At 60.9% G+C, this 11216-nt stretch carries 13 protein-coding genes and 1 riboswitch; of the genes, 6 read left to right on the forward strand and 7 right to left on the reverse strand.

Translation table 11 applies throughout. The annotated features are described in order from the left end of the window. Positions 1–8 precede the first annotated feature (8 nt). The 3 genes from GJT30_09330 to nrfH all read right to left on the reverse strand — a co-directional run bounded on the left by GJT30_09330 (position 9) and on the right by nrfH (position 3188). Positions 9–1013 (reverse strand): 4Fe-4S binding protein, encoded by a 1005-nt coding sequence (locus tag GJT30_09330; protein MSM39803.1) that lies wholly within the window; start codon positions 1011–1013, stop codon positions 9–11. A gap of 57 nt (positions 1014–1070) precedes the next feature. Further along, a complete protein-coding gene (locus GJT30_09335) occupies positions 1071–2519 on the reverse strand; it encodes an ammonia-forming cytochrome c nitrite reductase subunit c552 (GenBank protein MSM39804.1) in 1449 nt (482 codons plus the stop codon). 204 nt (positions 2520–2723) lie between these two features. Then, positions 2724–3188 (reverse strand): cytochrome c nitrite reductase small subunit, encoded by a 465-nt coding sequence (gene nrfH, locus GJT30_09340; protein ID MSM39805.1) that lies wholly within the window; start codon positions 3186–3188, stop codon positions 2724–2726. Positions 3189–3383: 195 nt separating this feature from the next. Next, positions 3384–3534, forward strand: a riboswitch (FMN riboswitch). A 112-nt stretch (positions 3535–3646) separates the two neighbouring features. On the opposite strand from nrfH, the gene ribB reads away from it, so the two are divergent. Then, positions 3647–4342: a 3,4-dihydroxy-2-butanone-4-phosphate synthase gene (gene ribB / locus GJT30_09345; GenBank protein ID MSM39806.1), complete on the forward strand. Its 696-nt coding sequence runs from the start codon at positions 3647–3649 to the stop codon at positions 4340–4342. A 72-nt stretch (positions 4343–4414) separates the two neighbouring features. Beyond that, the gene (locus GJT30_09350; protein MSM39807.1) at positions 4415–4579 is read left to right on the forward strand and encodes a rubredoxin; all 165 of its coding nucleotides are present in this window, start codon (positions 4415–4417) and stop codon (positions 4577–4579) included. 79 nt (positions 4580–4658) lie between these two features. Here the strand turns inward: GJT30_09350 and GJT30_09355 are convergent, their stop codons facing one another. After that, on the reverse strand, positions 4659–4802 hold the full coding sequence (locus GJT30_09355; protein ID MSM39808.1) for a hypothetical protein: 144 nt from the start codon (positions 4800–4802) through the stop codon (positions 4659–4661). Positions 4803–4968: 166 nt separating this feature from the next. Here GJT30_09355 and GJT30_09360 point away from each other — a divergent pair, with 166 nt between their 5' ends. Continuing rightward, positions 4969–6069: an endonuclease/exonuclease/phosphatase family protein gene (locus tag GJT30_09360; protein MSM39809.1), complete on the forward strand. Its 1101-nt coding sequence runs from the start codon at positions 4969–4971 to the stop codon at positions 6067–6069. Between the two features lie 84 nt (positions 6070–6153). Here GJT30_09360 and GJT30_09365 read toward each other — a convergent pair whose 3' ends face one another. Together GJT30_09365 and GJT30_09370 are read right to left on the reverse strand one after the other, a co-directional pair. Further along, entirely contained in the window at positions 6154–6648 is a 495-nt protein-coding gene (locus GJT30_09365) for a hypothetical protein (protein ID MSM39810.1), read from the reverse strand. A gap of 63 nt (positions 6649–6711) precedes the next feature. Then, positions 6712–8412 (reverse strand): HAMP domain-containing protein, encoded by a 1701-nt coding sequence (locus tag GJT30_09370; protein ID MSM39811.1) that lies wholly within the window; start codon positions 8410–8412, stop codon positions 6712–6714. Positions 8413–8663: 251 nt separating this feature from the next. Here GJT30_09370 and GJT30_09375 point away from each other — a divergent pair, with 251 nt between their 5' ends. From GJT30_09375 to GJT30_09385, 3 genes are all read left to right on the forward strand, one after another. Then, the gene (locus tag GJT30_09375; protein MSM39812.1) at positions 8664–9227 is read left to right on the forward strand and encodes an Hsp20 family protein; all 564 of its coding nucleotides are present in this window, start codon (positions 8664–8666) and stop codon (positions 9225–9227) included. A gap of 124 nt (positions 9228–9351) precedes the next feature. Then, positions 9352–9768 carry a DUF296 domain-containing protein gene (locus GJT30_09380; GenBank protein MSM39813.1) on the forward strand — a complete coding sequence of 139 codons (417 nt, stop codon included), beginning with the start codon at positions 9352–9354 and terminating at the stop codon, positions 9766–9768. 155 nt (positions 9769–9923) lie between these two features. Beyond that, complete coding sequence (locus tag GJT30_09385; GenBank protein MSM39814.1) at positions 9924–10847, forward strand: cysteine synthase; 924 nt, start codon at positions 9924–9926, stop codon at positions 10845–10847. 86 nt (positions 10848–10933) lie between these two features. Here GJT30_09385 and GJT30_09390 read toward each other — a convergent pair whose 3' ends face one another. Beyond that, positions 10934–11176 carry a hypothetical protein gene (locus GJT30_09390; protein ID MSM39815.1) on the reverse strand — a complete coding sequence of 81 codons (243 nt, stop codon included), beginning with the start codon at positions 11174–11176 and terminating at the stop codon, positions 10934–10936. Positions 11177–11216 lie beyond the last annotated feature (40 nt).

Raw genomic sequence — 11216 nt, forward strand, 5'->3', positions numbered from 1 at the left:
GGTCCGGCTCAATGGCTCAGGTATGGCATGAGCGGCAAGAGCCGCTGGTAATCGGCATAACCCAAGGAGCTGTGCCAGTGTCCGCCGATCATCCCGGCACCGATCACCGCTATGAAGATGGCCACGGCCACTGCCGGATAGACCCAGACCGGGAGCGGCCGCGCCAGGAATGCAGGCCGCATGGCGAGCACGTCCCTTTCCGGGCAGTTTGCCACACAGGTGAGGCATCCCGTGCACTCCGGCGAAGTAACCGTGGGGCGGGAATGTATCGCGAGCCCAGATGGGCAGGCAGCGGTGCAGCGCTGGCACCGGGTGCAGCCGGTCGCGTCACGCCGGATCCTGAACGGGCTCAAGACGCTTGCCAGCCCCAGCAGAGCGCCATAGGGGCAGAGATAGCGGCACCAGAAATTTCTGACCAGGAGCGACATGACGGTCAGGACTGTTAGGACCGCCATCGTGGTCACGGACATGCGGGTGAAGAAGTGGAGCATCTTGACGTCGCTGACCGCCCAGTAGGGCGCATCCAGGAAGCCACCCAGCGCTTCTGCCGGCATGTCCAGCAGGATGAATTTGATGAATAGCAGAAGCAGCAGGTACTTGATGCTTCTCAGAAACAGGTCGGGCCAGCGCCAGACGCGGAAGTTCCGCCCGAACAGGCGATTGCCCAGCCTGTGCGCAGCATCGGAAAGGGTGCCGACCGGGCAGAGCCAGGAACAGAACGATTTCCCGGCAAGCAGGCTCATGAGCAGGATTGCCAGGAAGATGACCAGCGCCGCGGGATGGACCGGGTGGATTTCTCCGGAAACCAGCCAGTATTTGAAGCTGGTCAGGGCTCCGATGGGGAGGAACCCCTCCACGCCCGGTGGCCGGGAGACCGGTGGAGCGGCTGCGCCGCTTTCGGCGGCATGGACGAACAGGGCGAAACGGATGCCGATGCCGACCACCCAGGCCAAAAAGCACCACTGCACCAGGGTGCGTATGGTGATTATCGATTTTCTCGAAAGCTCGCCCATGTGATAGGCTCCTGCGTGTTGTTGCGGGGCAGGTTGGCCCTGCCCCTGGATAGAGGCCTACTTCCCGGCAAAGGGGTCTTTGATCTCATGCTGCGGCTTGAACATGAGCTTTTTCACCCCCCGGTTGTTCACGTATTTGGCCAGTTCAAGGTCGATCTTGACCGGGACCGTTACCCCGGCCTTGGTCAGGGCCTGGCGCAGCAAGCCTTCGGCCTTGCCCGCCTGGTTGCCGGCATCGCCCAGGATGCGGAGTGCTTCGCTGGGGTTATGGAACCCGGTGGAGTTCTCGGCACCGATGAACACTACCCGGTAGAACGCCTCTTCGTAGTGGTCCCGTGCCTGGGCATAGAGACCCTGGTCGATCTGCCTGCCTGCCGCCTGGGCCTTGTTGGCCATCTCGAACAGCTTGGCTACGGTCGCCGTGGCGTAGCCGGAGCGGATGAACTGGGACATGGTCCGGTCCTGGATGGCGAAGATCTGGTTGCGCAGCCATTCCGGCGATTCGGTGTGGCACTGCTGGCAGGCCTTCAGGTCGTTTTTCAGCGGGCTCATGATCCGGTGGTCGGATACCTTCCTGCTCCCCACCTTGGTGTAGGGCATGTGGCAATCGGAGCAGGCGACGCCCGCCTGCCAATGCACGCTGTTATTGGAGAAGAGTTCGAATTCCGGGTGGCGGATGAAGGCCAGCTTGAAACCGGTGACGCTCTGGGTCCATTCGCCGCTGGGCGGGTTGTTGCGGAGCTTTTTGATGATGTCCTCGATGGTGATGTGCCCCCACGTGCTCCCCTCCCACGGGAAGAAGACATCAGTTGAGTGCATGGCGGCATCCTTGGGAATGCTGTAGGTGACGTGGCACTGGGCGCAGACCAGGCTCCGCTTATCCTGCTGGGTCATTTTCGCCTCATTGACGCCGAGCATCTGCAGAGCTTTGCCAAGGGTGAACCCGCGGGAGATTTTCAGGGACATGTCCTGGTTGTTGTGACAATCGATGCAGGCCACGCCGAGCGTCTGGTGCTCTTTCGGAATCTTGGCCAGCACCTCCTTGTAGGGCGCGGAGAAATATTCCTTCCCCATCTGCCTCTGCAGGATCGGGGCATAGGGTGTCTTGCAGGTCAGACAGGAGCCGCCTGCCTTGATCCGCCCAGGATCTACCTCCAACTGGTCCTCGATCATATGGAGATGTCCCCGCGGCTCCCTGTATTCTATGCCAAAGCCCCAACCATTGTAGAGCAGCGCCAGGAACGGATACTCGTCAAGCTTGTCGGGACGCTCTTCCCCTTGGTCGTAACCGCGTTTGTATTTGCTTTTTCCCGCCGGGGTCGGCTCCCCCGTCTTTTTCCAGAGTTCATACTCCACCGGGTAGACCTTTCCCCATTGCGCCGGATCGATCGTCCCGTCAGGGATCTCCCCGGCCCGCACCGGCTCCGTTCGTTTCGGGGCGCAACCTGCACCGGCCGTCATCACCGCCATCAGCGCCAGCAGGGCGCAACCTCTTGAGATATTCATACCTTTCTCCTCTCCTTGTCAGCTATCTGTTTCCGTCCGGAAAGGGTTCTTTTCCGCCCTGGCGGCGTCAATCCGCGGGATTCCTTGTGCGGCGTAGCGCTGCTACGCCTCCGCGTAATCCCTTGATTTCCTTGCCAAGACGAAAAATCCCTCCTTTCCGATCCGGAAACCGAAAGTTTTTCATTCGGAGTTTCCGGATGGAAACTATCTGGCCGCGACGACGCCGGTAAGCCGGTGGCGCAGCTGCCGATGACATCCCCAGCACTGCCGGGTGGTATCCATCTGTGAAACCGCTTCCGTGTGACAGCGGATGCAATTGCGCTGCACGACCTTTGCGCCGTGGCTGGACAGGGTGATCCGCTCCGGGACCATCCCCGAGTGAAACGACACCACATCCTTCAGACCGTCGATCGATTTCCAGGCATAGTGCAGCAGGTGATTGCCATTGGGGAGGTGACAGTCTACGCAGCGGATGCGCCGGTGGGCGCCGGCATGGCTCCAGGCGGTGTGCTGCTCTTCCATGACGTGGCAGCTGGCGCAAAAAGCCGGGGATTCCGATCTGGCCAGGAGTTGGGGCGGGCCGACCAGCAGGAAGGCCAGGATGCCAAGACCGGCAATGCCAGAGGAGAAAAGGGCTATTCTGCTCTTCGGGGATGTGGGGAACCGCATCTGTCCTCCCTCGTGACCGGGCCTGTTGGTTGCCGGCAGTCAGTTTGCCTGTGCGTTGGCAATGACTTCAGACTAGCATCGATCGCGAAATTGCCTTTGACCCAGATCAAGGAACCGGCAATAGGGGGAGAAAAGGCGCAGGGAAAAGGGGGCAAAGGGATTGACAGCCGGTCGCCGATGCACTAGCATGAAACCGCTTATTCTCAGGGCGGGGTGCAAGTCCCCACCGGCGGTATCCCAGGTTTCCTGGGGAGCCCGCGAGCGCTTCCTCCGATGCGGAGGGAGGTCAGCAGATCTGGTGCGATGCCAGAGCCGACGGTTACAGTCCGGATGAGAGAGGATGGCAGTCACAACCCTGCCGTTGGTCATTCCTTTGGCATGCCTGTCTCCGCGTGTCGGCATTCCCTTCTCTTTCGCCCTGATTCCGGTAAGCCATCCCATCCTTTGGAGGTAGCACCATGAATCAGATCCCCGCACACAACACCCACAGTCCTACGGAACGCATGACCCTGGCGCTGGCAGCCCTGCGTAGCGGCAGAGGCGTGCTGGTGGTGGACGACGAGGAGCGCGAAAACGAGGGGGACCTCATCTTTGCCGCCGAATCGTTGACCCCTGAGCAGATGGCCATGCTGATCCGCGAATGCAGCGGCATCGTCTGCCTCTGCCTGCCCGACGAGAAGGTCCGGGCCCTGGAGCTGCCGATGATGGTGGTGAGCAACACCAGCCGCTACCAGACCGCCTTTACCGTCTCCATCGAGGCGGCACAGGGGGTTACCACCGGCGTGTCGGCTGCCGACCGGGTTGCCACGGTGAAGGCCGCCATTGCCGACGATGCGCAGCCCGGCGACCTCAACCGCCCCGGCCACATCTTTCCGCTCCGCGCCCGGCCGGGTGGGGTGCTGGAACGCCAGGGGCATACCGAGGCGACCGTCGACCTGATGCGGCTTGCGGGCCTGCGCCCCTATGGGGTGCTCTGCGAGCTGACCAACCCGGACGGCACCATGTCGCGCCTGGCCGAGATCGTCCGCTTCGGCGAGCAGCACGGCATCCCGCTGGTGACGGTGGCGGATATCGTTGCCCATCGCCTGCAGGGAACAGTTGCCACGGCGGCCGGTGCCGATCATGCTGCGGCATTCTTCCCGGCTGCGGGTTGATGGTGGCAATCCGGCCGGTTCTTTGTACACTTGTGACGAGGGAATTCAGACTGAAGAGAGGGAGGTTCATCTATGCAAAGCTATCTCTGCACCATCTGCGGCTACACCTATGACCCGGCAGCAGGAGACCCCGACAACGGGATCGCCCCCGGCACACCGTTTGCCGATCTGCCGGCTGACTGGGTCTGCCCGGTTTGCGGCGTCGGTAAGGAGCTGTTCGAACCGATCGAGGGATGATATGCGACACAAGGCCGTTCATCTCTGAGCGGCCTTGTGCATCGGTATCTGCTCCGGCTTGCCGTAGCTGCCGTCCCGGTCAGGCGTGACGGTGATGGTGCGGCCAGTGCCGGTCGCTTCCCCGCTGGAGATGGAGCGGCCGTTCGTCGGGGTGGTGGGGGCGCACCCCATAGCCCCAGCTGAGGGCGATGATGACAATCAATGAAACGATCAGGTACGTCATGGCGCATCACTTCCTCTCATCTTCATTGTAGCATGGATGCTACGGCCGGCGCCAGGCCGGGCCGATGACGGCAGTTGCCATGACCGCGTCTGCACGGAGAACGGTGCTGCCGCAGACTGATGACAGGTAAGACCTGTCTGCGCCAACGGGAAGGGAGGGAGATGCCATGCGCGTAGCAACCTTCAATCTTGAAAACCTGTTCAGCCGGCCGGTTTCGATGAACTACCCTGACAATGCCACGGGGTTGCCAGTGCTCAACGATTTTCACCGGCTCAACACCCTGCTGCGCCAGACCGTCTACACCGACAAGATCAAGCGGGAGATCGAGGCGCTTGACGATACATACGCGCTTACCGACCACGCTGCCGACCATGAGCAGATCATCCTGCGCGAGATCCGCGGGCAGCTCTGGCGCCGAAGCGAGAGCGGAACGCGGACCTGGCTCGCCAAAGGGGCGGGCGATTTCCTCGGCTGGGGCGAACTGGTGCGGGAAACCATAGACGACCGGGCCATCGACAATACCGCCCTGGTGCTTGCCGAGGTTGCGGCGGACATCCAGGTGTTGGTGGAGGTTGAGGACCGGGTGACGCTGCAGCGTTTTAACGACGACCTGCTGGTCCCGAAGCTGCAGGAGCGGGGCAGGGAGCCGTTCCGCCATGTGCTGCTGATGGACGGCAACGACAGCCGGGGGATCGATGTGGGGCTTTTGTCGCGGCTCCCGGTCGAGTCGATGAAGACCCACGTGGAGCTGCGCAATGCCGCGGGCAACCCGCTCTTCTCGCGGGACTGCGCCCAGTTCGTCTGCACGCTGCCCGGCCGGGCGCCGCTGGTCATCCTGGCGAATCATTTCACCAGCCAGGGCTCGGACCGCTATGGCAAACGGCGAAAGGAACAGGCGGCAGAGGTGGCAAGGCTCGTGGATGCTGCCCTGACAATCACTCCTCACGTGATTGTCGCCGGGGACCTGAACGAAGCGCCGGAAAAGGGGAACCTCGCCGCCTTGCTCGGCCATCCGCAGCTGAAGGACGCCATGGCGCTGGATGCCTACCCGGAAAAGAGCAGATTCCCTGGCACGTACCAGTCCGGGGCCAAAGCGAAGAAGCTCGACTATCTGCTGCTGTCGAAGGTGCTGCAGGGGAAGGTCCGGGCCGTGGGGGTCGAGCGGCGCGGCTACCGGTCATCCAAATGGAAGCCGTTTGCGACCGTGACCAATGCGCGGGAGCAGGCGTCCGACCATCACTGCGTCTGGGTTGATCTCGACCTGTAGCGGTCGGCAGGTGAGTCCGGATTGTAGCGGCGGGGCATGTATCGGTGCCGTGCGGCAGGGGGGCTCTGTTGGCCTGTCGGTTCGTTACGGGTCTATCCGGAGCACCACGTAGTCGTTGAATTTTTCCGTGGTGACGTGGAAATGGATGTCTGTGGGCGTGCAGTTGGTCTGCTGCTTCAGGGTGGCGGGTCTCCTGATGACCCCCTCGCCGGTGGCATGGGTCTCCATGACGGTGCGGCGGATGGTGCAGCCGGAGCAGTGAACGGTGTTGCCGCACCCTTCGGGGAGTCGTGAATAGGCGCATTCGAAGACGTCTCCCCCCAGGCGGCCTTCGATCTCGGCCAGTTGCTTGTGGAGCATGATCTTGGCATTCCGGTTGGCGACGGTAACGATCCCCTGCCCATCGACAATGATGATCGGCGCCTCGATCTCGTCGAGAAAATCACGCAGCTTCAGGGGGATCTTCATCATTTCGCTGTTTGCACAGGCTGAGCAGATGCCATGGGACAGCATGTTGCGGGGGCTCTGTTCATCAAAGGGGTTTAGCTTAACGCCACACCATGCACAGATCTGGTTCATCGTAGGTCCTTGCCTTTGAGTGGATATGGCGCGCGGCATGACGGGGCGCCAGTCGATACCGCGCTATTGGTGCACCTTGAGCTTGGCCATTTCCGCCTGCAGCAGCTCGATTTGCCGGGAGAGGATCTCTACCCCCTCCTCCATGATTCTGACCACCGCCAGGTCGGCATTGGTGGCGCTGTCCATCTCATGTACCGCCTTGCTTATCCGCGCGCTCCGTTGTGCCTGATCGTTGCGCAACAACTCGATCCGCTTGATGATATCGCTCATGTTCCTGGTGGAGTCCGCGATCTCTACCCCGAGGGAGCGCTGTTCCTGGCTGGATGACCTGACGCTGTCGGTCAGGTCTTTCATCTTGTCGACGGCGGATATGATCAGCTCGCTGGTTGCGCCCTGTTCGCGGGTTGACTTGGCGATCTGCGCCACCATGTCCGACATGAGTTCCATGGCCTTGCGGATCTGCTGGCTTCCCTTGGCCTGCTCCACGGTGGTCCGGGCAATGTCGTGCACCTGCTGGAGGGCCACCTCCATGCCGCCGACGATCTTCTGCAGGGCTTCGCCCGATTTCTGGGAGAGGAGCACCCCGTCTTCCACCCGTTTTTCCGTGATTTTGATAGCGTTGACCGCCTGCTCATTCTCTTTCTGGATACCGGTGATCAGGTCGGAAATCTCCTGGGTGGAGTTGCGGGTACGCGTGGCCAGCCCCTTGATCTGGTCGGCGACCACGGCGAATCCTTTGCCGTGCTCCCCTGCCTGGGCGGCAATGATGGCCGAGTTGAGGGCCAGCAGGTTGGTCTGCTCGGCCAGTTCGTCGATGACCAGGAGGATGTTGCCGATTGCCTTGACGCGGCGGGAGAGACTGCCGATGGCATCGAAGGTGAGCTGGGTGGAGTTCCGGATCTCGCCGATCCCCAGGATGGTGGCGGCAACGGTCTGCTGCCCGACCAGGGCATCGCCGCGCACCGCTTCGGTGATGCCGGTGGCACCCTGGGCATTCTTTTCTACCTGTTTGATCGAGGCATCCATTTCAGCCACGGACGTCGCGGTGGCGGTGGCCGCACCCATGAGGCTGTTGACGCTGCTGGCGATCTGCTTTACCGCTGCGGCGACCTGGACGATGGAGGTGCTGACCTCGTCGATGGCCCTTGCCTGGACATCGACGTTCTTTCCCACGGCGTCGATGCTCATGGACATGGTGCTGATGGCGCCGGCATTCTGAACGGCGGACTGGGCAAGGGTGTCGATCTCGTGGGAGAGGCTCTCGATGGATGCACTGATCCCGGTGATGGCTGTGCCGGTCTCCTTGACGGCTGCCGACTGGGTTTCTGCGGCGCTCACCAGCTGGTTGGCTGCTCCGGTGGTATTGAGGGAGATGTTGCGGAGCTCGGTGAGCGAGGCATTGACCCGCACGGCAAATTCCCCCAGCTTGCTGAGCATGGTGTTGAGGTTGCTCCCCAACTGTCCGATCTCGTCCGCCTCAGTCGGGACGCGGGGGGTGAGGTCGCCATCCGCACCCCGCTCCAGGGCATCGGCAATGCTGGTAACCCGGGTCAGGAGCTTGCGTTTGGTGTAGAGCCAGAGGGCGATCAGGGTGAACACGATATTGAGCGCGAAGATGGCGCGGATGGCGGCAACCAGCGGGTGGGTATCGGGGATTGCGAAAGTGCCGGCCATGCGGCCGGTCCCGACGAAACCGCAGAGGCTCAAGACAATACTGGTACTCAACAGGGTTTTGATAACCCGTGAGCCGAAACTAAGGGTCATATCCGGTGTCCTTTGGATGCGAGGTTTTGCAGAGCAGAAGGGCACGTTAAGCAATGTACCATTTTAACGGGTAATAGGTGATTTGCAACGATGAACTCCCGAACACCCTCTTTTACCGCCGGTTTGACCTTCCAAGTTAGCGGTTGAGCCTTTCTCCCCGCGGTTGCAGCGGCAGTCGACGATATTGACAACAATTTTCATTTTGCTATAATGAAATCGTAAAAAAAGCAGTAAAAAGGAGGTGTTGAGCTATGAGACGACAGGGAGGCCATGTGGAAGTGAAATCCTCTCCTGGTCGGGGAGTGGAAAAACACGAGGTGAAAACCGATACGCCAACGAGAGAAGGGACGCTGCCAGCCCGGCATCCACGTAGCTTGATGTCGACGTTTGATGACATGGAGCGGTGGATGGAGGAGTCGCTGCATCGACCGTTCCTGTTCGACTTCGGGATGCGGCCGTTCAGCCGACTGTTTCATGACCTGAATATGGTGGGCGAGGTGTTGCCATCGGTGGATATCTTCGAAGAGGGGCACGAAGTGGTGGTGAAGGCGGAAATGCCCGGCATGAGACGTGAGGATATCGATGTCAGGCTGGAAGAGAATCGGCTGATCATCACCGGAGAGAAAAAGAACGAGGAGATGGTCGAGCGGAAAGACTATTATCGACTCGAACGGTCGTACGGATCGTTCAATCGGACGCTCCTTCTGCCGGAAGGGATCAGGAGCGAGAACGCTACTGCCACTTTCAGGGATGGCATCCTGGAAATCAGGATTCCGCGCGAGGAAGGGCATACCAGGAAGATAACGGTCGAATAGCCCTGGAAACGGCATGACGGGCAGCAAACGAGAGGGAGGCGACAGCTTCCCTCTCGTTTGTTGCATCAGCGCCGGGAGGGAGTATCATTGAGCTGATACCGAAGGGCACAGAGGGGGTGCGATCATGATCATGGGGAAATTGCCGTTTCGCGGGGATCTGCTCCGGGAACTGAACAGGTGTGCCGCCGCACAGGATATCCAGGCCGGTACGGTGCAGGTGATCGGTTCTCTTTCCCGGGCGCGGTTGTCGTTCTTCGACCAGAAGATCCGGGCCTACCAAGAGCTGGATTTCGATGCTCCCCACGAGATTGTCTCCGGCTGCGGCACCATTTCTCTGCGCGACGACAAGCCGACAGTGCATCTGCATCTGGCGGTGGCGGGGAGCGACGGCCGGGTCATGGGGGGGCACTGCCTGGAAGGATGCACCGTCTTCGCCGTCGAGTTTGTGATGGTTCCGTTCCGTGGCGAGGCACCGCGTCGGGGCATCGATGCCGGAGATACCGGCCTGCTCTTATGGGAGAAGGCGCTCTATACGGACTGATACGGGCGTTTCGGTCTACTGGGCGAGTGGGGTGAAGACCGGGAGGGCATAGTTACCGTTGTGTTTCTGCGACAGATTATGTACCATGATGCGGATTCCGAGCCCGCTGCTGCTGGCCGCTATCCGTCATTACCTTCTGGCAGGGGGATTCCTGCATGGCACGTAATCCGTTTCAACTGATCAGCAACATCGGCAACACCCCGCTCATCGAGCTGACTTCGATCAACTGCAACCCCCGGGTCAGGATCCTGGCCAAGCTGGAGGGGAACAACCCCGGTGGCTCCATCAAGGACCGCCCGGCGCTCTACATGCTGACAAAGGCTGAGGAGAGCGGCGAACTGGTACCGGGCAAGACCATCCTCGAACCGACTTCCGGGAATACCGGCATTGCCTTGGCCATGCTCGGTGCTGCCAAGGGATACCGGGTGAAGCTGGTCATGCCGGCATGTGTCAGCCTGGAGCGCCGTAGCGTCCTGGAGGCCTTTGGCGCCGAAGTGGTTCTCTCTCCCCACGACGAAGCGACTGACGGCGCCATCCGGATGGCACATCGCATTCTGGAGAACGATCCCGAGCGCTACTACATGCCCAACCAGTATGCCAACCGCAACAACGTCCTGGCCCATTACGAGACCACCGGTCCCGAGATCCTCCGGCAGGCAAATGGGGAGGTCGATGTCTTCGTGGCCGGAATGGGGACGGGCGGGACCCTGATGGGGGTGGGCGCCTACCTCCACGAGCAGAAACCGGGCGTCAGGATCGTCGGAGTCGAGCCAACCCTCGGTCACAAGGTCCAAGGGCTCAAGAACATGAAAGAGGCGATCGTTCCCGCGATTTATCACGAGGAGGCGCTGGATCGGAAGATCACTGTTCTCGACGAGGAGGCGTTTGCCTTTGCCCGCGAACTGGCTACTCACGAAGGGCTTTTTGTCGGGATGTCCAGCGGTGCGGCCGTGGCGGGAGCCCTGTCCATGGCCCAGGAGATGGAGAGCGGCACCATCGTCACGATTCTCCCCGACCGGGGGGACCGTTATCTCAGTACCTCGCTCTTCAGGTCGATGTGCGCTTCCTGCCCCCCGTAACCGGCCGACCGGTGTCCGGTGACAAGAATGAAAAAAAGGCCGCATCGATTCCGATGCGGCCTTTTTCATCCCCTGGAGGGAAAGGATTACTTTGCAGCAGGAGCTTCCGGAGCAGCAGCCGGTGCTACTTCTTTTTTCATTTCTTTCTTGGCCTTCTTGACTTTCTTGGCCTTTTTCACTTTCTTGGCAACAGCCTTTTCTTCCTTCATGATCGGCGGGTGTCCCGGCGGGAGAGCAGCCGGAGCTGCAGCGGGCTCAGAGGCGCTTACGATACCGGCGAAGGAAACAGCTACCAGGGCGGCAACTACGGTGGTGATCATCTTTTTCATGGAGACTCCTTACTGAATGAGATTTTCCAACTACAACGCA

This window comes from Geobacter sp., assembly GCA_009684525.1.
Lineage (GTDB): Bacteria > Desulfobacterota > Desulfuromonadia > Geobacterales > DSM-12255 > Geoanaerobacter.